Consider the following 19,173-nt stretch of genomic DNA (forward strand, 5'->3'; position numbering starts at 1 on the left):
CACTCCCGCGTCGGTAGCCTGTCGGCATGTCCGTCGAGCCGGTGACCGAGTCGACGCCGCGTCCCGTCCGGCACGCGGTGATGACGCAATGGTGGCGGGAAGTGACGTTCCTGCACTGGCCGGTGGATCCGGACCTGGCGGCCGCCCTGCTGCCGGCCGGAACCCGCCCCGACCTGTTCGAGGGCCGCACCTACGTGGGGCTGGTCCCGTTCCGGATGGATCGCACCCTGCGACTGCCCTACCTGGGTTCGTTCTGCGAGACGAACGTCCGGCTGTACTCGGTCGACGAACGCGGACGCCGGGGCGTGGTGTTCCTCTCCCTGGATGCCGCCCGGTTGATCCCGGCGCTGGTCGGCCGGTCGGCGCTGTCCATGCCGTATCTCTGGTCGTCGATGGGAATCGAAAGGGCGACCGGCACAATCGATTACCGCTGCCGCCGGCGGCGTGGCGAGGCCGGCACCCGGGTGCGGGTGCGGGTCGGTGCGCCGATCGAGCAGCCGACGCCGCTCGAGCAGTTCCTGACCGCCCGCTGGGGCCTGCACGTCACCCGGTTCGGCAACACCCTGTACATGCCCAACGAGCACCCGAGCTGGCCCCTGCATCACGCCGAACTGCTGGACTGCGACGATGATCTCGTCGCGGCCGCGGGCCTGCCCGCACCGGCCGGCGGCCCGGTCAGCGTGCTCTACTCCCCCGGCGTGCCGGTGCGATTCGGGCGGCCCTTCCGCGCGTAGCACCCGATCGACCGCGAGTGAACCGTCCTCACGCGTGCGCGGTCTTGCCACCGTCGATGACCAGCTGCGCTCCGGTCAGATACGGATGCTCGTCCGAGGCCAGGGTCAGAGCGAAGGCCGCGATCTCCTCGGGCGTGGCGATGCGGCCCAGCCCGGGCACATTCGAACTCGCCCACTGCTTCATGAAAACCTGCCAGGCCGCGTCGGGCAGCGATTCCATCCCGGCCGCCCGGCGCACCAGCTCGGTGTCCGTGGTTCCCGGGATCAGGGTGTTGACCCGGATGCCGTCGGCGGCGTAGTCCAGCGCGGCGGCCTGAACCAGCCCCGCGAGACCGCGTTTGCTCGCGGTGTAGGCGCCCTTGCCGGTGTCGGTGGCGATCGCATTGCTCGAGGAAGTCACCACGATCGCACCGCCGCCCGCCCGAATCAGATGCGGCACCTGGTATTTGATCGACAGAAAGGCACCGCGCAGGTTGGTGTTCACCACCCGGTCGAACTCGTCGGCGTCGTACTCGTGCAGCTTCTTCTGAATGGTGATGCCCGCGTTGTTGAACGCGACATGCAGTCCGCCGTAGATCCGCGCGGTCGTGTCGACGAAGTCGCGAATATCGCTCTCCACCAGTACGTCCGCGCGAACGAAGGTGGCTTCACCCCCGGCGGCGCGGATCTCGCGCTCCACGGCCTGCCCGCGCTCGACTCGCCTGCCGCAGAAGGCGACCCGGGCGCCCTCGGCGGCGAACAGCCGGGCAGCGGCGGCGCCGATTCCCGAGGTACCGCCGGTGATCAGTACTGTTTTCCCGGTGAACCGCTGCCGGGCGGCGGGACCGTATCGCGGCGCGTTCGAGTCGGCGCCGAGCGCCACACCTCCGGCGAGGCCCGCGGCGGCGCCCGCCAGCACGCCGGAAGCCACCGCCGCCCTGCCCAAGAGTCGTCTGCGGCTGGTTACCGGTGCGGCGGTGGTCGTTTCGGCTGCGGTGTTCTCGTCTGTCATGTCCGCAAGCCTGTCGCCCGCCACCCGGTGCGCGTATCGGCCGTGCGGCCCGACTCGCGGCCGCCGGGAGGAGCCGGGTCCTCCCGTGGGAGGAGCCGGTCGGTGTTCACCTTCGGCCACTATGGTGACCGTGATGGATTCAGGCGGCGGCACTCGACTTTTCGCATCATGGTTCGAGGTACGCGGTATCCCACTGCGACTGCTCGTGCTGCTCGTGCCCGCGACCGGGTGCCTGTTCCTGCTCACCAGCACGGCCGCCGGAATCGATTGGGCGATAGCGCTGTCGGCGGTCGTGGTCGCCGCGGCCGGTGTGCGATGGCCGTTCATCGCGGCGCTGCTGACCAGCGGACTGCTCCTGCTCGGCTTCGAATTCGGTGACAGCGGGCCGATCGTGGCCAAGGTGGCGGCCGGCTTCGCACTGACCGAGCTGGCCGCGCGCCGCGAGGGCCGCGAAATCTATGTGGCCGCAGCTGCTCTGGGCCTGGCCTACCTGCTGCACCCCACCGGCGAGTTCGCCGCCAACGGCTACCGCGCGGTGGTCATGGCGGGCGCACCGCTGCTCCTGGGCGGGTTGCTGCGCACCATCCGCGGGAGCGCGGAACGCGCACAACGCCAAACCCTGGAACTGGCCGAACGCCGCGATATCGAGGTGGCCGCCGCCCGCGCACTGGAACGCACCGCCATCGCCCGCGAGCTGCACGACCTCATCGCCCACCACGTCTCCTCCACCGTGTTGCGGGTCGGGGTGGCCAGGCACGCACTGCCCGACGCGCCGCCGCCACTGCTCGAGGTCCTGGACGAGATCCACGCCAGCGGCAGGGAAACCCTGCGTGACCTGCGTCGCCTGGTGTCGATCCTGCGCGACCCCGCGATGACCGAGGACGCGTTCATCGCACCCGCCGATCTACCCGCCGCGGTGCTCGCGGTCGCCGAGCGCGCCGGGCAGCTGGGGGTCACCGTGGACTGCGAGGTCGAGGAATCCATCGGCGAGATCGACGCCATGTCGGCCCTGACCCTGCTGCGCCTGACGCAGGAGGGCATCGCCAATGTCGCCGAACACGCGGGCCCCGGCACCACCGCACGACTGCGCATCACAGTGAATTCGGATCACGCCGCATTCCTACTGTGCGACAACGGCTCCGGCGCCGGGCAGCCCGCGAGCGGCAACGGCCTGGGCCTGGTGGGCCTGCGCGAACGCGTCGAACTGCTGGGCGGGGAGTTCGCGGCCCGATCCCACGGCCCCGGCTGGCAACTCACCGCCACCCTCCCGATCGGAGTCCCCGTCCCGTGACGAGCATTCGCGTCCTGATCGTCGATGACCAGCACCTGGTCCGCGCGGGCCTGCGCATGCTCTGCCACACCGACGCCGATCTCGAGGTGGTGGGCGAGGCCGCGACCGGCCGCGAGGCGGTCCGCCTGACCGAGCAGCTCACCCCGGACGTGGTGCTCATGGACCTGCGCATGCCCGGCATGGACGGAATCCGCGCCACCGCGGCGATTCTCGCGATCCGGCCGAGTACACGGGTGCTGGTGCTGACCACCTTCGACGATGACGAACACCTCTACCCCGCCCTCGCCGCGGGAGCCTGCGGCTTCCTGGTGAAAGACGCTTCCCCGCGGGACCTCCTGGACGGCATCCACCGGGCCGCGTCCGGCGAACGCCCCTTCACCCCGGAGATCCTCACCCGCGTAGTCGATTCCGCCCTGACCGCCCGCACCGCAGCCCCGGCCCCGCCGGCGTCCCTGCCGCCCGGCCTGACACCGCGCGAAACGGAGGTCCTGCTGCTGGTGTCCACCGGGATGGGCAATGCGGAGATAGCCGAGCGGCTCCACGTGGGCGTGACCACGGTCAAAACCCACATCACCAATCTGATGACGAAAACCGGTGCGACCAACCGCATCCAACTCGCGCTGCTCGGGGTCGGTCGCTGACACGAGACCCGCGGTTCAGCGTGTCTCCCACACGAACCCGTCGGGGTCGGCGAACGAACCCAGGCCGCTGTCCATCACGATCCGGTGCGAACCGCTGCCTTCGGGGGACATTCCGGCATCCTTGGCCGCGGACTTGCGGGGGTACATCGCCAGGGTGACCGGGGAGCCCTTGCCTTCGAACTCGGCGTACTTGCCGCCGAAGCTCTTGGCCACGGTCAGGCCGCGGTCGGCGTAGAACTGCTTGCTGGCCTTCACATCATCTACGCCGAGCAGCAGAACCACGGTGCCGACCTCGCGGGTGAAGGGGCCCACGTCCTTCTTTTTCGAGGTGTCGACCTTCCAGATCGTGCCCTCGGGAGCCTGCAGGACCGCGCCGTAGCCCCACAGGCTCTTCTTCGCCGGCTTGACCACGGTGAACCCGGCCTCGACGGCGGTCGCGATCAAGCTGTCGACGGTCGAGGGCTGCGAGACCACGAGGGAGAGCAGGAATCCGCGGAAACCGGTCGAGGGCAACTGCGACTCGCGGAAACCGATCCGGTCCCCCAGCCCGAAGGCGGCTTCGTAGCACGCCGCGGCGGCCGCGACATCGGCGACCTCGAGCTGAACGTTGATATCGGTGCTGGTGAGCGTGTTGTTTTCCATGCCCATAACGATATGGACGGGGCCGGACGGCAACATCCGTGCCGACCACCGAACCCACCACTGAGACCCGGTACGTAGGCCGGCGCCGGGCCGCGTGTGGGCGACGCCGAGTCAGCCGGCGTTCGAGGTGCAGATGGTGTCCAGCACGGACGGCGGTGTGACGAGCCGGGCCAGACCGACATCGAACAGGAAACTGGTGGGCGGGGACAGGGTTCGATTCCCCATGTCGAGCGCGGCGGCCTCCGCCGCGGCGGCGGTCGCCCCGCGCCCGGTCAGATACACCGGTTCGAGCCCGTTCGACCACGCCGTCCAGCTCACGAGTTGTACGACCGAGGCACAGTCGTTGTGCACGCGTGCGAAAACGGTGCAGCGATCCACGGTGCAGGCTTTGACCGCGGCCTCGTCCGCGGCGGCCTGCGATGGAAAGTCAACCGCCACACCGACTCCGGTGTGGTGCTCCCACGGCGTGCCCGGCGTCTTCTGCTGGTAGACGGCGATCGCCCCGTACAGATCACCGGCCGCGTTCGCCGTCCCCGTACCCGAGGCGAGCAGGACGCCGGCCGCCGGAACCACCATGGCCAGAGCGGATTTTCCCAACAACGACATGAACTCGACCCCCGAGTTGTAGTGCACGGACCGGGAGATCATTGCCGGAATCGGGCCGAGTGTCCAGCTCGCACGGCGGAATTCGGCCTTCGGCGCAGGCTGGTCAGTCCGGTGAATGACCCGGAGAGTTGGGCACCGGGATCTCGAACTGCCAGGGGCCGACGATGCCGGGGCGGGCCGCGGCTGCGCCGTGCAGGCGCAGATATTCCGCACGCGGGACGTCGACGGCGCCGAGCGAGGCCAGATGATCGGTGGTCATCTGGCAATCGATCAGGGCGAATTCCCAGTCGGCGAGTTGGGTGCAGAGCCAATACAGCGCGATCTTGGAGGTGTCCCGGGCGCGCGAGAACATGGATTCACCCGCGAAGGACCGGCCGAGCGCGACACCGTACAGACCGCCCACCAGTTCGCCGTCCCGCCAGACCTCGACCGAGTGCGCATGGCCGAGCCGATGCAGTCGCAGGTAGGCCGCCCGCATGTCGTCGCCGATCCAGGTTCCCTCCTCCTTGGCCCGCGGCCCGGCGCAGTGGGCCATCACCTCGGCGAAGGCGCGATCCATGGTCACCGCGTAGTCGGCGATGGCGACGGCTCGCCGATGGGACTTGGTCACCCGCAGCGCCGTCGGCAGCAGAATGCTGCGCGGGTCCGGGCTGTACCAGTGGATCATCTCGCCGGGGTTGTACCAGGGGAAGATGCCCGCGGAATAGGCGGCGAGCAGCCGCTGCGCCGACAGATCCCCGCCGAAAGCGACCAGCCCGGACGGATCCGCCAGCTCCAGGGACGGGAATGGCTGGTCCGGTTCGGCCAGGTACAGCCGCATCAGGTCGGAAGCGTCGGTCACCGGTCAGACCTTACCGACCTGGCCGGACAGCGCCGGCTCTGCGGACCGTGGAATGGCCGTTCCGGCGGCCACGCGCCGCGTCAGCAGATCGGAATCGTGCCCGGGGCGGTCGGCTGCCCCGAGCTGATCGTGCACAGCGACTTCCAGAACAGGTTGGCCCCGTTCTGCGCCGACCCGCTCTCCACAGACCCGTTGAGCAGTCCGGCGCCGAGAGCCGTGGCCGAACCGCTGGATCCCTCGTCAGCGACAGCCGACGGCTGGACGGCCGCCGCACCGTCCGCGTTCTCGATCAGCGTCAGGGGCGCGGCCGCGGCCGACCCCATCCCCGCGAACAACACGCCGGCCACTCCGGCCGCGGCTACGACATAGCGCATGTGAGAGGACCTTTCCGGGGTGAAGGCCGGACACACCGCCGACCACGCGAGAACTATAAATGCGTTCATTTCACAAATAGCCGGTATGGATCGTCCGCCCCTGCCCCCAGTTCCATTGCCTTGCAATCGGACTCGAATCGAACTCCGCAGGCAGAGGCGCCCGATCGCGCGCACCGCCGCTTCATCCGGCGGATTCCTGCGACCCGGGCCGCTCACAGCGCGAAAGCCGTCGGACGAGCCGAGTACGTTCTGTCGCATGGGTTTTCTGGGTGGGGTGTTCGGCTCCAGGCGTAAACGGCTCGGCAGGCAGGCGTTCGAGATGGTGCGGGACAACCCCGCGGTCAGTGTGGCGGAGTACGACGCCGCGAACTTCTCGATCCGGTTTCAGACCCCGGGCGGGCACCGGGGGGTAGTGAATCTGCATACGGCGTTGCGACGGTGCGACGGCGTAACCGACGCGGAGGCCGAAAAGATACTGCGGACCTTCGTCACCGCGGATCCCGTGCTGGGTGGTCCCGCGCTGCCGGAGGGGTGGGACGCGGTCGCGCCCCGGCTGCGGCCGCTGATCCGGCAGGCGGGTGAGCTGTCCATCCGGATCGAGGGGCTGGTCGCCTCGGAACAGATGCTCTGGCGGCCGGTGCTACCGTGCCTGATGGAGATCGTGGTCATCGATCTGCCGACCTCGATGGCCCGGGTGCATCCGAGCCAGCTCGACGAATGGGGTGTGGACGCCGACACCGTTTTCGATACCGCCCGCGCCAATCTCACCGGGACGGCACTGGACACCGTCGCGAGCTACGACCCGGCCCGCAACGGCGGGATCTCGCACCTCCCCGATACCGACGGTGACTACTACGCGGGATCGCTGCCGCTGGTGCCGGGCTGGCTGGCCGGGATCGGCGCGAAAGCCGGTGCGCGGCCCATCGTTTTCGTCGCCGCCAACACCGGTGTGCTGATCGGGGCCGAGTACTCCGAGCGGCACGTGGTGCAACTGGTCGACACCGCCCGCGAACTCTTCGACCGGGCGGTCCGCGAGGTGTCACCGGTCCCGTACACCGTCGACGACTCCGGCCGCCTGATCCCGTACCGGGTGCCGCCGAACCACCTCGCCGCGCGCGACATCGACTTCGCCGAAAGCACTCTCACCAGCCGCGTGTACGCGCAGCAGCACAACAACCTCAGCGCCGACGTCGAGGCGGGCGCACTCGATTTCACCCCCCAGGTGATGCACGTCCGCGCCCCGAACGGTTCGGCGACAACCCTGACCACCTGGACCGATACCGTCCCCTCGCTACTACCCCACGCCCGCAACGTCATGCTCGTCGACCGTGATGCCTCGGACGGCTTTCCGGTTCCCTGGGAAACCCTCGCGAGCGCGGTGCCCCTGACACCGGTCGAGGGTCTCTATCCGCCGCGCTATCGGGCCGAGTTCCACCCCGACGCCGAGCACATGGCACGGTTGCGCGCCGCCGGGGGTTTGCGTTGACGACCGGACGGAGCGCGAGACCCGCTGCGCGTCAGCATGGTTCGCGTCCCGCTGCCCCGAATCGCAGCCGGGCGGCGGTGTTGATGCTGGTGGGTCTGGTGGCTGCGGCGACCCTCGTCACCGCGGTGCTGTTCTTCTCGCTGTCGGCGCTCAGCGACAGCGTGGAATCCGCGGTTGTCCTGCCGGACACGCACACGGAGCTGTCCGATGACGAGGCCAGGAACAAGATGGCCGAGCTGTTCGACATCCATATTCCGGAGAATTGGCGGCTGGCCGAGATGACGGAGACCTGCCGGAACAGGATGAACCTGCCCACCTGCACCTACGACGGGATGTTCGAGGGCCCGGCAGCCGAATTCGCCCGGTACCCCGAGCTCTTTCGCGGCGCGGCGGTCGCTCGGCCGGTCACCTGCGAGGTTCTCGCCGCCAAGAACCTGCTCGACCTGGTACCCCAGACGACCTGCACGAATGGGCAATCGCTGGTGCTGCACGAATTGGCCGTCGGCCGCGCGGTGATCGGAAGCAGCGTGCTCGTCGCGGGCTCCGCGACGACCACCGACGTGCGAATACGAATCAGGGTCGTCTAGGTCGGCCGGAACGGGCGTGTGGCTCACGCCCGTTCGGCATTGCCCGATGCATGATGGGCGTCATGTCCGTAGCCAGGTACACCATCGGTATGGTCTATTTCGACGGCATGACGCTGTTGGACAGCGTCGGCCCGGCCGATCTCTTCGCCCGGGTGCCCGGGGTTCGGCTGATGAACATCGGTGTCAAGCCCGGCCCGGTGACCACCGACTGCGGGATTCGGGTCATCCCCGACTGCGTACTCGGCGCGGCCCCGGAACTGAACGTGCTGTTCGTCGGCGGGGGTGGCGGCACCACCGAGCTGCTCGCCGACGCGGACCTGCTGTCGTTCCTGTCCCGCCGTGCGCCACAGGCGGATTGGATCATGTCCGTGTGCACGGGCGCGCTCGTGCTCGGCGCGGCGAATCTGCTGCGCGGGTACACCGCGACCACGCACTGGAGCATGCTGCACGCCCTCCCGCTGTTCGGCGCGACCACGTCCACCGAACGCGTCGTGATAGACCGCAACCGGGCCACCGGCGGCGGGGTCACGGCCGGAATCGACCTGGCGCTCACCCTGATTGCCCGCCAATGGGGAACCGAGCAGGCCGAGCTGGTCCAACTCGTGACCGAGTACAACCCGCATCCGCCCTTCGACGCGGGCTCCCCGCAACGCGCTCCCGGCGCGGTGCGCGAGTCCGCCGAGGCCCTCTTCGCTCCGCTCACCGCCCGCCGCACCCGCGCGGCCGAGGTCGCCGCGGAATGTCTGATGGCACGCGCACGCGACTAGAACCGGCTGCGGGTCGCATTGCGGACGGGGCATCGACCCGGCCTCTCGGTGTCGAGGCCACCGCCATGGACCCTTGTGCGGGTAGCCCGGCAATCCACGCCCGGAGGCAAATTCCCGCAGGTCAGGCATCGAATGCGTGATCCGCGAATGGAATTGGGGGCATGACCGCGGGCCCGGCAGCTTGTTACGGTCGCAGCTCATCGCATCAACATGGAGGAACTTATGTACCGTCCCGTGCTGAATGTCCTTGCCGGCGGTTCGCTCGCACTCGCGATCGCCCTGCAGCCCGCGATCGCCGCGGCAGCACCGAACGCGGCAGCGGCGAACGCTGCCGCGGCCGAATCGCCCGCCACCGTCTCGGCCCCGATCACCAGGCCGTTCGATCCCATGTGCCCGCTGTGCTTCGTCCGCGAGTTCATCGAAAGTGGTTCCGCGCGCTGATGATCCGCTCAGCGCTGCTTCCACGCCGCGTAGCGGTCGGGGCAGCACACCGCGCAGGGGCGGTAGCCGGCCGCGACGGCCGTGGATTCGTCGGCGAAGAACACCCGGCGACCGGCATAGCCGCCCGCGGCGATCGCACGTAACGCCGAAGGGCAGTCGAGGCGGCCGTAGATCCGGCTGCCGCGGTGCCCACCCCACCGGCCCGGGGTCCCGGAGCGGTAGGGCCGGCCGCGGGCATCCAGCAACAGGTAGCCGGGGCCCGAAAAATCAAGCGGCATCGTGGAATACCAGCGCCAGGGTGCGGCGGCGCCCGGAACGGACGGTGGATACGCCGTGGCGGACCGGGGCCGCCGACCAGCCACGGGCCGTGCGCACCGGCCGGTCGCGGGTGGTGAACACGAACCCGTCACCCTGGGGAATCAGCGTGGCCGCACCGCGAGACTGGGCGCGGGCACGCTGCTCGACGAGCAGGAACTCACCGCCCGTGTGGTCGATACCGGGCCGATCGAGACCGATCACGACCTGGAGGGGAAACACCAACTCCCCGTATAGGTCTCGATGCAGCGCGTTCCAATCCCCGGAGCCGTAGCGCAACAGGATGCCCGTCGACCGGCGTTGCCCGGCCCGATGGCACATGTCCAGCCATTCGTCGAGGGTGTCCGGCCAGGGGGCGGGCCGCCCGAGCCTGGCCCACCAGTCGCGAGCGATGGGCAGCAGGCGCGGGTACAGCGCCTGTTTGAGTTCCTCGATCGGCTCGGGATAGGGCGCGGCGAAGTAGCGGTATTCGCCGGAGCCGAAACGGTGCCGGTTCATGTCCACGGTGCTGCGGAACAGTTCGGGCCGATCGTAGAGTTCGGCCACCGCTGCGGCTTCCGCGGCGGTGATCAGGCCGGGCAGCGGTGCGCCGCCGAAGGCGTCGAGCTCGGAAGTCACCGCGGGCCAATCGATTCGGTCGACCCTGGCCGATCGCAGCCCCGGTGTCGCGGTGCTCATGCGGCGGCCTCGAGGCTCAGCAGCAGATTCTTGGCCTCCGCACCGCCGACGTATCCGCCGAGGCTGCCGTCCGCGCGCAGGACCCGGTGGCACGGCACGATCACCGGCAGCGGGTTGGTGGCGCACGCCGTGCCGACCGCGCGGACCGCCTTCGGGTTGCCGACCAGCTGGGCGACCTGCGCGTAGCTGCGGGTCTGTCCGTAGCCGATCTCGGGCAGATGCTGCTGCACGAGCTGCCGGAAGCCCTGCGACAGTGACAGATCCAGTGGCAGATCGAAGGTTTCGCGGCGGCGATCGAAATACTCGTCGAGTTCGCGCATCGTGTCGTCGAGGCGTCGCGGCGCCCGCAGGATTCGCGGGCTGAGTTTGTGCGCGAGGGTCTCGAGAACGCGATCGTGGTCTTCGCGGGCATAGGCGACCCGGACCAGCCCCGTGGGCGTGGCGGCCAGCAGCAGCCGGCCCACCGGGGAATCCATCGTGGTGTAGGCGACGTCGATCAGTTGGGCCGCTTCGGCTTTGCGCTCGAGCAGGTGGTGCAGCCGAGCCATGGTGGGCTCGTCCACGGGCGCCGACAGGGCGGCGATCGCGTCGTCGTCGCGGGTCATCTCGTTCATCGTGGGTCTCCTTTCAGAGTCGCGCCCGGGTAGGTCCTGCGCAGGGATTTCAGGCCGTCGGCCGCGGCCCGGCGCGCGGCATCTGTGGTGCCGCCGAGTATTTGCGCGATCTCGGCGTACGGCAGGCCGGCGACGTAGTGGTAGGCGATGCTGCGGCGCTGTTTGTCGGGCAGTCCGGCCACCGCCGCCCACACCCCGGCGTCGTCGGATCCCACGACGCCGTCACCGGCCGGCTCGTCGGGCATGTCCGGCACCGGGAGTGGATCACGTGTCGCGGCACGGATGACGTCGATCGCCTTGCGGTGGGCGATGGTCACCAGCCACGCCTCCACGTTCGCCGTCTCGGGCAGGTCCGGATAGGCGCGCATCGCCGCCAGGAAGGTTTCCGACCAGGCGTCCTCGGCGTCGTGGACGCCGACCACCGCGCGGCACACCCGCAGCACGGTCGATCCGTGCTCGGCGACTATCGCCTCGAACGGTTGCTTCACGCGCGGCACAGCCTTCCCCCGCGCACGGACGGGCCGTTCGCCACGATGGCGGCCGGGCCGGGCGTCGCGGTGTCGACCACGGTGTACCGGGTGTTCATCGGCTTCCCCTTTCTCGTTCTCACCCTGCAGACGGTGGACGCGGGAAGAACGTGAGATCACCCGGCCGGGAACTCCGGCCGGCCCCGTCGATGATCGAAACATGTGCCGAGCCGATGTCGTCCCGGGTCGCATATCGCGTGTCGGGTCACCGGTCAGCCGAAGCTGTCGAGCCCGGTCAGTTCGCTCGAGAGTGCCCAGAGGCGGGCGGCGGATTCGGGATCGACCGCCCAGGGTTTGACACCGCCGATGAGCATGTCGTCGGTGGTCGCCGGATCCGCTATGTCGCAGTCCTGGCAGTAGACGCCGCCGCGGTCGTCCAGGCGCGGGGAGGTGGCCGCCCACACCGCTGTCGCCGCGCCCTGGGCCGGTGTTTTGAAGCCCGCGGCGGGTCGGCCGTCGGCGGTGATCCAGCCCTGTGCGATGTGTTCGCCGCGCGCGATGTTGCGCTGCAACGGGGTGAGGATGCTGCCCGGGTGTACGGCGAAGGCCCGCACGCCGAGGGTGTCGAGGTGGACCGCGAACAGCGAGTTGGCGGTCTTGGACTGGCCGTAGGCGAGCCAGTGATCGTAGCCGTGCGCGAAATGCGGTTCGTCCCAGCGGATATCGCTGAGGAAATGGCCCGACGATGCCACCGACACCACGCGGGCTCCGGTCGGCGCGAGCGCCGGGCGCAGACGGTTGATCAGCGCGAAGTGGCCGAGATGGTTGATGGCCAGGTGCGCTTCCCAGCCGGAGGGAACGGTGCGGTGCGGGTAGGCCATGACGCCGGCGTTGTTGATGATGACATCGAGGGTCGTACCCGTCTCGAGCAGTTGATCACTGAAGATTCGAATGCTCTCGAGGTCGGCCAGGTCGAGCGCGTGGATCCGGGTGCGGGCGACGCCGGCGAGCGCGGCCCGGGCGATATCGGGACGCCGGGCCGGGACGATCACCTCCGCTCCGGCTCGGGCGAGCGCGACCGTCGCCTCTCTGCCCAGGCCGGAGTAGCCGCCGGTGATCATGATGCGCTTGCCTGCCAGGTCGATGCCGTCGAGGGTTTCGGCGGCGGTGCTCTGCGCGCCGAGGCCCGAACCGGTCCGGTGTTGCCGCGTGATTGACATGCGCTCCAACCTAAAAGCTAGAGTGCGATCTAGGTCAAGCACAGGGAGCGGTGATGGGACAAGCGGGTCTGTCCATCGGCGACGTCGCCGAGGCCACGGGGCTGGGCGTGCACGCGTTGCGTTTCTTCGAACGCGAGGAGCTGTTCCTGCGCCCGATCCCCCGCACCCCGGGAGGTCAGCGCAGCTTCGACTCGTTCGATGTGGAATGGCTGCTGCTCTGCAATCGCCTCCGCCAGTCCGGCATGCCCATCGCGCGGCTGAAGGAGTTCGCCCGGCTGGTCCGGTCGGGCCCGGGAAACGAGCGACAGCGCCTCGAGCTGCTGGAATCTCACGAACGGGCGGTACGCGACCGGATCGATCAGCTGACCGAGAGCCTCGAGATCATCCGCGGCAAGGTTGCCGTCTACCGCGAGCACGTGGAAGAGGGCACCGCGGCTGGAATATGGTCACCCACACCGTTTCCCGGGACGATCGACGAAGGCCGGGACGACACCGGAGGTCAGCGCTGACCGACCTGTCGTCCTGGCGACGGCGAAACCCTAGGAGCAGCAGTCCGTACCGCAGCAGGGTGCGGCGGCTTTCGGGACGGTTGCCCTGATGATCGCCGAGGACATCCCGTCGGCGACCGTGTGGGTCGGCTCGATCTCGATCTGCTCGAAACCGGCCGCTCGCAACAGGGTTCGGTACTCGCCGAAGGACAGTGCGCCGGCGACGCAGCCCACGTAATCACCGCGCTCGCCGCGTTGCGCGACGGTCAACTCGTCGTCGGCGACGACATCGGCGATGCCTATCCGGCCGCCCGGAACGAGCACGCGGGCGATCTCGGCGAACACCGCGGGCTTGTCGATCGAGAGGTTGATCACGCAGTTGGAGATCACCACGTCGATGCTGTTGCCGGGCAGCGGAATATCTTCGATGGTCCCCTTCACGAACTCGACGTTGCCGACTCCGGCCCGCACGGCGTTGGCTCGCGCCAGGTCGAGCATCTCGTCGGTCATGTCCAGACCGAACACCTTTCCGGTCGCACCGACCCGTCGCGCCGAGAGCAGCGCATCGATGCCGCCACCGGAGCCCAGGTCCAGGACCGTTTCGCCGGCGCGCAGCTCGGCGACCGCGCTCGGGTTCCCGCACCCGAGCGAGGCTGCCACGGCCTGGATCGGCAGCGCGTCGCGGTCCGCGGAGCCGTAGAGGCCGGCGCCGAAGTTCTCGTCCAGTTCGATCACCCCGCCGGCGCTGCTGCTGCCGCAGCAATCCTCGGCGGTCCCACCGCCGGAAACGGCGACCGCGGCGGCGGCATAGCGTTCGCGGACGGTCTCCCGCAGTTCGAGATCCTGCTCTGTCATGGGAATCACTGCCTTCCGAGTTACCCGGTATGACTGCGAATAGCGCCACCGACCGGGCTGTATTGATGACTATCGATACACAGTGTGGCGCGCTGATTAGATGTCTGTCAATATTGATGAGTGTCGAAACAGGAACTTCCGGTGCTCGCGTCCGCGGACAGCTGCTGCACCACCACGCTGTCCGCACCGCTGGCGCCCGACGCGGCGGCCGAGCTGGCGGGCGCGTTCAAGGCGCTCGGTGATCCGGCGCGGCTGCGACTGCTGTCCCTGATCGCGGCCGCGGGCGGGGACGAGGTCTGCGTCTGTGAACTCACCCCGGCGTTCGAGCTATCGCAGCCGACGATCTCCCATCACCTCAAGGTGCTGCGCGAAGCAGGTCTGCTGACCTCGGAGCGGCGCGCGACCTGGGTCTACTACCGGATCGTTCCCGCCGCGCTGCAACGGCTTTCCGAGGTGCTGGCGGTTCCCGGCGTCCCTGCGCGCGCGTGAGCGCCCCGCTGGCGCGGCGGCTCGCGGCCGAGGCCGCCGGCACGGGCCTGCTCGTCACCGTCGCGGCAGGGTCCGGCATAGCCGCCCAACGGCTCTCCCCGAACGACGCCGGTGCGCAGCTGATGGAGAACTCCACCGCCACCGTCTTCGGGCTCGCCGTCTTGATCCTGATCTTCGGGCCGGTATCGGGCGCACACTTCAATCCCGCGGTCTCCCTTGTCGATTGGCTCGCCGGGCGAAGAACCGGCACCGGCCTCACGGGCGGCGAGGCGGCCGCCTATTCGGCCGCGCAAACCGGCGGAGCCGTGCTCGGCGCGATCCTCGCGAACATCATGTTCGACACCGCGGCGGGGCAGATCTCGACGCATCACCGCATCACCGGCGGGCACCTGGTCGGCGAAATCGTCGCCACCGCGGGTCTGATAGCGCTCATCCTCACCCTGGCCCGCACCGGCCGCGCCACCCTCGCGCCGGTGGCGGTCGCGGCCTGGATCGGCGCGGCCTACTGGTTCACCAGCTCCACGTCGTTCGCGAACCCGGCGGTCACGATCGGGCGGATCTTCACCGACTCCTTCGCCGGGATCGCCCCCGCTTCCGCGCCCGGATTCATCGCCGCTCAACTCCTGGGCGGGTTACTCGGCCTCGGCGCGGTCGCGTACTTCCATCCTGCGCGGCCCACGGCGGCCCGCGCGGCCATTGCTCATACTGTCGATTCGAAAGGCGCACGCCCGCAATGACATCCCACCGACCCAGCGTGCTGTTCGTGTGCGTCCACAACGCCGGACGCTCCCAGATGGCCCACGGCTTCCTGACCCACCTGGCCGGCGACCGGGTCGAAGTCCGCTCCGCCGGAACAACACCCGCCGAGTCGATCAACCAGATGGCGGTCCGCGCCATGGCCGAGGTCGGCATCGACATCACCGCCCAGACCCCGCAGATCCTCACCCCCGGCACGGTGGAGACATCGACCGTGGTGATCACCATGGGCTGCGGCGACGCCTGCCCCTACTTCCCCGGAATCACCTACCGCGACTGGAAACTCGACGACCCAGCCGGTCAAAACATCGAGGCCGTCCGCTCGATCCGCGATCGGATCGAGGCCCACGTTCGCGACCTGCTCGGCGAATTGAACAGCTGAGCGCACCATGGGGACCACCGACCGCAGGTTCGGCCCTCGACGGCTCCGGCCATACGCCTGGTGAGCACTCGCGGCGGCTCCACCACCCTCGATCGTGATATTACGAACGGCGTGCTGGAGCCGACGGTGCCATGCAAGGCACGCGGCGCGACATGCGTGGGTCCGGATGTCATCGACGCCGACACCGGCGGATGACTACGTTCGGATATTGCGGAGAGCCGCCGGAATTGGGGCCCGCCCCGGGGTGAGAGTTCCTGTCCCGCATCTTCCCCTTTCAGGATAAGGCACGGACGGGGGCTTGCGGCAAGGCCCCGGGTGTGCGGCACAATCGCTCGTCCCTGCAGGTAGAGGAAAGGATTCTGGTGTCCGGACAGCTCGATGATGGACCGTTCTTCCATGGCACGATCGCGGAGTTGCGGGTGGGTGAGCTGCTGACCGCGGGCCGGCCGTCCAACTACCGGCCCGAGATCGTCATGAACCACATCTATTTCACGGCGCTCGTCGACGGGGCCGGTTTGGCCGCGGAGGTCGCGGCGGAACTGGCCGCGGACGAGGCTGTTCCGCGGGTGTACGCGGTCGAGCCGACCGGGGAGTTCGAGAACGACCCGAACGTCACCGACCGGAAGTTTCCCGGTAACCCCACCCGGTCGTATCGCAGTAGCGCACCGCTGCGGATCGTCGGCGAAGTCACCGACTGGACGCGGCTCACACCCGAACAGTTGCAGATGTGGCGGGATCGGCTGTCGACCCTCAGGCGGGGCGAGATCCTGAACTGACGGGAGACGAGGTTCGGAGGCTCCGAACCACCACCGCCCCTTGATCATTCGACTGTCGGCGGCCGGTCCGTCCAGGGCCCTCGGTGTGCTTTCGCCGAAGGCGGTGCGGATCGGCCGCCGACGAGGTCGCGGATGGCGTGGAATGCCGGCTTGGGCGTGTAGTCGTCGCGGAGAAGTCCGAAGCGGCCGGTCCATTCCCCGTCGCTGCGCCCGTCTCGCAGCCCGAAGAATTCGTATGCCGTGACGCCGAAGTCACCGTCGGCGACGGCATTGGCCACGGTCTCCAGGACGAAGCGCTGCGATTCCTCCCCGCGGTCGGCCCCGGTCGGCCATCCGGTCTCGGTGATGTGAATCGGCGTGCTCGCGGGCACTCCGGCGGCCGTTGTGACCGTGCGGAACCGCTCGAGCAGATAGCCGACCGAGCCGGCGAGCTGATCATGCGGAATACGGTGGAACACATCGGGAAAGGCATCCAGACCGATGTAATCCAGTGCGGCGAGGTGCATTACGCCCACCGCGTCGGCCATTCGCCGCCAGAACACCGGGTCTGCCATTCCCGCCGAATTCACCCCGATATCGACGGCCACGCCGAGCCGCTCGCGTTCCTCGAACGCGGCGGCGACGCCGGCCGCGATGGCATCGAAACACCCCGGGCTGCCTCCGTCCTGCGGTGCGGGCATGTTCAGCTCCTCGCCGACCTGCACTTTCCCACCACCCCACTCGGCGACATCGCGAACGGCCTCACGAACGAACTCGGCGAACCCGCCCGGGTCGGGTTCGGGGCTCTGGTAACACGCGACCAGATCGATCAAGCGGCCGTCCCCCGCGTACAGCTCCGGACGCGCCGGAGTCCGGGACGAGCCGGTCGGCCACCCGTGCATGCCGGCTCCGAAGTGCCGATAGCAGCGCACGTAGAAGGCCGGCGCGTCACCTTGCAACTGACGCAACGCCACCAGGGTGCGCGCGGGATCCTCCGGCGGGCAATCGATGGGCCGGAAGTCGACGAGGTCGGCCGCGACGACGCCCGGCCAGATTCCGAAAATCATGAGAAGCCTCCAAATAGCCGTATACGGCTAACCGTATACGGCTATCGGCTACGCTGCACGGGTGCCCAAGAACGCGCTCGACAATCCCCTGGTGCTGCCCATCCTCGGCCTCCTGGTCGAGCAATCGCGCCACCCGTACGCGCTGTTCAGCGAGCTCGAGCGCCGCTACGACTACCTACAGGTGCGCAACGGGACCGTCTACACGCTCCTGGACCGCCTCGCCGCCGAGGGGTGGGTCGATTCGGCCGAGGGCGGCGCGCGTGCCGCTCTCACGGTGACCGAGTCGGGTGTGGCCGCGCTCGCCGAGCGGGTGTATCGGCACCTGCGAGAAGCAGATCCGACCGGCGGCCCCGGATTCGTCACCGCGCTGGCCTATCTCGGGATCCTGCCGCGAGACCGGGCCGTAGAGGTGCTCGAGCAGCGGGTCGAGCACCTCCGAGAGGAGATTCGCCGACTCGAACGAGCCGTACGCGACGCAGCAGGGCCGGAGGTTCACATGATCGAGGCGCACTACCTGCTGTCGCGCCTGCGCCACGACGCCGACTGGCTCGAAACCACCGCCCGGCGAATCGAGGCGGGAGAGCTCGGCTGGACTCGCTGAGAAGTGCTTCAGCGCTGCAGTACGGCGTCGCGCAGCGCGCTCTTCGCGTTGGCCACGCCCTGTTTCAGCAGGCCCTCGATCGCCCGTTCCAGCGGATCGGCGGTGGATTTCGGACCGGCCTTCAGGATCGCGACCCCGAGCAGGCGTTGATCGGCGAACCCGGTCACCCCGCGCTCACCGGCCGTGCGCACCTTCACCGGGGGCAGCCGCACCGCAGTCGGTTTCGCGGCGGCGATCAGCATGAACCCGCCGGTCGAGAAGCCATCCAGGGTGCCGAGTGACCATTCCTCCAGCCGCCCGGTGCTCGTCGTCTTGACGCCGAAGCCGGTCTGGACACCCGCGTCGTCCTCGCTCGGGCTGTCCGTGCGCTCCACACCGGGGAGCAGTCCGCCGAAGGTCTCGTGGGTCAAGATGTTGCGCGCCTGCGTCGGATCGGTGCCGCGGGTGAAGACCACGAATTCGCTCTTCTCGAGCGTATCGAGCCGAGCTTCCTGCGCCGTCTGAGTCCGGCTCAGCCAGATCGCACGCTGGCCATTCTCCTTGCTCGCCAATATCTTCTCGCACGCGGCGGCGTCGTCTTTCCATTTCGTGACCCGGACCTCGGCCAGGCGGTGCAATTTGCGGTAGGCATAGGCGACGTCCGCTTCGGTGAAGGTGGTCTCCAGGTCTTCGACGGCGACCTGGACCACGATGGTGAGCAGTTTGTGCAGCGCCCCGGTCGATTTGGTGGGCGGATCGACCCTGCCCGCAAGCATTTTCGCCCCCTCCAGGAAGTCCTTCTGCGGAAATGTCTCCGTGCTGTCGGGTTTCGTGGGATCCGTAAGAACGAGCATGGTGTACTCCAAGGCCTATTCGTCAGGGGCACAACCAGTTTGCGCTTGCTACGCACGGAATAGAGGTGGTTTGAGCCGGGAGGCAGAGCGTGCGAACCGACCGGCCGGGTACGCATTCTGGTCCATGACATCTGACGCACAACCGTTCCAGAGAAGGCCGCGTACGCGCGCAGACGTAGCCGGAGTTGCGTCACGCGACAGATGTGAGCGGAGTCGTCGCGAACATATCTTCGCAGGTGAGAACACTTTCAC

The 19,173-nt window shown here is 68.8% G+C and carries 26 protein-coding genes; 13 read left to right on the forward strand and 13 right to left on the reverse strand.

Going from position 1 to position 19,173, the window contains the following annotated elements; genetic code table 11:
* Nucleotides 1-26 precede the first annotated feature (26 nt).
* Nucleotides 27-734 (forward strand): YqjF family protein, encoded by a 708-nt coding sequence (locus ACFVBH_RS07510; RefSeq protein ID WP_379000644.1) that lies wholly within the window; start codon nt 27-29, stop codon nt 732-734.
* Nucleotides 735-762: 28 nt separating this feature from the next.
* On the opposite strand, the gene ACFVBH_RS07515 is transcribed toward ACFVBH_RS07510, so the two are convergent.
* A complete protein-coding gene (locus ACFVBH_RS07515) occupies nt 763-1,725 on the reverse strand; it encodes an SDR family NAD(P)-dependent oxidoreductase (protein ID WP_379000646.1) in 963 nt (320 codons plus the stop codon).
* 133 nt (nt 1,726-1,858) lie between these two features.
* Here ACFVBH_RS07515 and ACFVBH_RS07520 point away from each other — a divergent pair, with 133 nt between their 5' ends.
* Nucleotides 1,859-3,016, forward strand: coding sequence for a sensor histidine kinase (locus ACFVBH_RS07520; protein WP_379000648.1), 1,158 nt, complete (start codon nt 1,859-1,861; stop codon nt 3,014-3,016).
* A complete protein-coding gene (locus ACFVBH_RS07525) occupies nt 3,013-3,657 on the forward strand; it encodes a response regulator transcription factor (protein ID WP_354990201.1) in 645 nt (214 codons plus the stop codon). The genes ACFVBH_RS07520 and ACFVBH_RS07525 overlap by 4 nt, the downstream gene beginning before the upstream one ends.
* A gap of 15 nt (nt 3,658-3,672) precedes the next feature.
* On the opposite strand, the gene ACFVBH_RS07530 is transcribed toward ACFVBH_RS07525, so the two are convergent.
* The 4 genes from ACFVBH_RS07530 to ACFVBH_RS07545 form a co-directional block, all read right to left on the reverse strand.
* Nucleotides 3,673-4,299 carry a glyoxalase gene (locus ACFVBH_RS07530; protein WP_379000651.1) on the reverse strand — a complete coding sequence of 209 codons (627 nt, stop codon included), beginning with the start codon at nt 4,297-4,299 and terminating at the stop codon, nt 3,673-3,675.
* 111 nt (nt 4,300-4,410) lie between these two features.
* Nucleotides 4,411-4,947, reverse strand: a complete 537-nt coding sequence (locus tag ACFVBH_RS07535; RefSeq protein WP_379000653.1) for a DUF4189 domain-containing protein — start codon at nt 4,945-4,947, stop codon at nt 4,411-4,413.
* Nucleotides 4,948-5,008: 61 nt separating this feature from the next.
* The gene (aat, locus tag ACFVBH_RS07540) at nt 5,009-5,746 is read right to left on the reverse strand and encodes a leucyl/phenylalanyl-tRNA--protein transferase (protein ID WP_379000655.1); all 738 of its coding nucleotides are present in this window, start codon (nt 5,744-5,746) and stop codon (nt 5,009-5,011) included.
* A gap of 80 nt (nt 5,747-5,826) precedes the next feature.
* Nucleotides 5,827-6,120 carry a hypothetical protein gene (locus tag ACFVBH_RS07545; protein ID WP_354990197.1) on the reverse strand — a complete coding sequence of 98 codons (294 nt, stop codon included), beginning with the start codon at nt 6,118-6,120 and terminating at the stop codon, nt 5,827-5,829.
* Between the two features lie 256 nt (nt 6,121-6,376).
* On the opposite strand from ACFVBH_RS07545, the gene ACFVBH_RS07550 reads away from it, so the two are divergent.
* The 4 genes from ACFVBH_RS07550 to ACFVBH_RS07565 all read left to right on the forward strand — a co-directional run bounded on the left by ACFVBH_RS07550 (nt 6,377) and on the right by ACFVBH_RS07565 (nt 9,401).
* Nucleotides 6,377-7,606: a hypothetical protein gene (locus ACFVBH_RS07550; RefSeq protein ID WP_379000657.1), complete on the forward strand. Its 1,230-nt coding sequence runs from the start codon at nt 6,377-6,379 to the stop codon at nt 7,604-7,606.
* A gap of 98 nt (nt 7,607-7,704) precedes the next feature.
* The gene (locus tag ACFVBH_RS07555) at nt 7,705-8,193 is read left to right on the forward strand and encodes a hypothetical protein (protein ID WP_379000659.1); all 489 of its coding nucleotides are present in this window, start codon (nt 7,705-7,707) and stop codon (nt 8,191-8,193) included.
* 62 nt (nt 8,194-8,255) lie between these two features.
* Nucleotides 8,256-8,960: a DJ-1/PfpI family protein gene (locus tag ACFVBH_RS07560; protein WP_379000661.1), complete on the forward strand. Its 705-nt coding sequence runs from the start codon at nt 8,256-8,258 to the stop codon at nt 8,958-8,960.
* 222 nt (nt 8,961-9,182) lie between these two features.
* Complete coding sequence (locus ACFVBH_RS07565; protein ID WP_354990192.1) at nt 9,183-9,401, forward strand: hypothetical protein; 219 nt, start codon at nt 9,183-9,185, stop codon at nt 9,399-9,401.
* Between the two features lie 8 nt (nt 9,402-9,409).
* On the opposite strand, the gene ACFVBH_RS07570 is transcribed toward ACFVBH_RS07565, so the two are convergent.
* From ACFVBH_RS07570 to ACFVBH_RS07590, 5 genes are all read right to left on the reverse strand, one after another.
* Entirely contained in the window at nt 9,410-9,679 is a 270-nt protein-coding gene (locus ACFVBH_RS07570; protein ID WP_354990191.1) for an Ada metal-binding domain-containing protein, read from the reverse strand.
* Entirely contained in the window at nt 9,669-10,394 is a 726-nt protein-coding gene (locus tag ACFVBH_RS07575) for a 2OG-Fe(II) oxygenase (RefSeq protein ID WP_379000664.1), read from the reverse strand. Before ACFVBH_RS07575 ends, ACFVBH_RS07570 begins: the two co-directional genes overlap by 11 nt.
* On the reverse strand, nt 10,391-10,999 hold the full coding sequence (locus ACFVBH_RS07580) for a methylated-DNA--[protein]-cysteine S-methyltransferase (RefSeq protein WP_354990222.1): 609 nt from the start codon (nt 10,997-10,999) through the stop codon (nt 10,391-10,393). Before ACFVBH_RS07580 ends, ACFVBH_RS07575 begins: the two co-directional genes overlap by 4 nt.
* 5 nt (nt 11,000-11,004) lie before the next feature.
* On the reverse strand, nt 11,005-11,496 hold the full coding sequence (locus ACFVBH_RS07585) for an RNA polymerase sigma factor (RefSeq protein WP_379000666.1): 492 nt from the start codon (nt 11,494-11,496) through the stop codon (nt 11,005-11,007).
* 251 nt (nt 11,497-11,747) lie between these two features.
* Nucleotides 11,748-12,695: an oxidoreductase gene (locus ACFVBH_RS07590; protein ID WP_379000668.1), complete on the reverse strand. Its 948-nt coding sequence runs from the start codon at nt 12,693-12,695 to the stop codon at nt 11,748-11,750.
* A 53-nt stretch (nt 12,696-12,748) separates the two neighbouring features.
* On the opposite strand from ACFVBH_RS07590, the gene ACFVBH_RS07595 reads away from it, so the two are divergent.
* Entirely contained in the window at nt 12,749-13,204 is a 456-nt protein-coding gene (locus ACFVBH_RS07595; RefSeq protein ID WP_379000670.1) for a MerR family transcriptional regulator, read from the forward strand.
* Nucleotides 13,205-13,234: 30 nt separating this feature from the next.
* Here ACFVBH_RS07595 and arsM read toward each other — a convergent pair whose 3' ends face one another.
* On the reverse strand, nt 13,235-14,038 hold the full coding sequence (gene arsM / locus ACFVBH_RS07600; RefSeq protein ID WP_379000672.1) for an arsenite methyltransferase: 804 nt from the start codon (nt 14,036-14,038) through the stop codon (nt 13,235-13,237).
* A gap of 120 nt (nt 14,039-14,158) precedes the next feature.
* Between arsM and ACFVBH_RS07605 the strand changes: the two genes are divergently transcribed.
* The 4 genes from ACFVBH_RS07605 to arr all read left to right on the forward strand — a co-directional run bounded on the left by ACFVBH_RS07605 (nt 14,159) and on the right by arr (nt 16,441).
* Nucleotides 14,159-14,527, forward strand: a complete 369-nt coding sequence (locus tag ACFVBH_RS07605; protein WP_379000674.1) for an ArsR/SmtB family transcription factor — start codon at nt 14,159-14,161, stop codon at nt 14,525-14,527.
* The gene (locus tag ACFVBH_RS07610; protein WP_379000676.1) at nt 14,524-15,264 is read left to right on the forward strand and encodes an aquaporin; all 741 of its coding nucleotides are present in this window, start codon (nt 14,524-14,526) and stop codon (nt 15,262-15,264) included. The genes ACFVBH_RS07605 and ACFVBH_RS07610 overlap by 4 nt, the downstream gene beginning before the upstream one ends.
* Nucleotides 15,261-15,665 carry an arsenate reductase ArsC gene (locus ACFVBH_RS07615; protein ID WP_379000678.1) on the forward strand — a complete coding sequence of 135 codons (405 nt, stop codon included), beginning with the start codon at nt 15,261-15,263 and terminating at the stop codon, nt 15,663-15,665. Before ACFVBH_RS07610 ends, ACFVBH_RS07615 begins: the two co-directional genes overlap by 4 nt.
* Before the next feature lie 362 nt (nt 15,666-16,027).
* Nucleotides 16,028-16,441: an NAD(+)--rifampin ADP-ribosyltransferase gene (gene arr / locus ACFVBH_RS07620; RefSeq protein WP_354991434.1), complete on the forward strand. Its 414-nt coding sequence runs from the start codon at nt 16,028-16,030 to the stop codon at nt 16,439-16,441.
* Nucleotides 16,442-16,485: 44 nt separating this feature from the next.
* On the opposite strand, the gene ACFVBH_RS07625 is transcribed toward arr, so the two are convergent.
* Nucleotides 16,486-17,487 (reverse strand): hypothetical protein, encoded by a 1,002-nt coding sequence (locus tag ACFVBH_RS07625; RefSeq protein WP_379000681.1) that lies wholly within the window; start codon nt 17,485-17,487, stop codon nt 16,486-16,488.
* Nucleotides 17,488-17,548: 61 nt separating this feature from the next.
* Between ACFVBH_RS07625 and ACFVBH_RS07630 the strand changes: the two genes are divergently transcribed.
* Nucleotides 17,549-18,088 carry a PadR family transcriptional regulator gene (locus ACFVBH_RS07630; RefSeq protein ID WP_379000683.1) on the forward strand — a complete coding sequence of 180 codons (540 nt, stop codon included), beginning with the start codon at nt 17,549-17,551 and terminating at the stop codon, nt 18,086-18,088.
* Between the two features lie 8 nt (nt 18,089-18,096).
* Here ACFVBH_RS07630 and ACFVBH_RS07635 read toward each other — a convergent pair whose 3' ends face one another.
* Complete coding sequence (locus ACFVBH_RS07635; RefSeq protein WP_379000685.1) at nt 18,097-18,921, reverse strand: hypothetical protein; 825 nt, start codon at nt 18,919-18,921, stop codon at nt 18,097-18,099.
* Between the last annotated feature and the right edge of the window lie 252 nt (nt 18,922-19,173).

The organism is Nocardia sp. NPDC057668 (genome assembly GCF_042799795.1).
In the GTDB taxonomy this organism is placed as follows: domain Bacteria; phylum Actinomycetota; class Actinomycetes; order Mycobacteriales; family Mycobacteriaceae; genus Nocardia.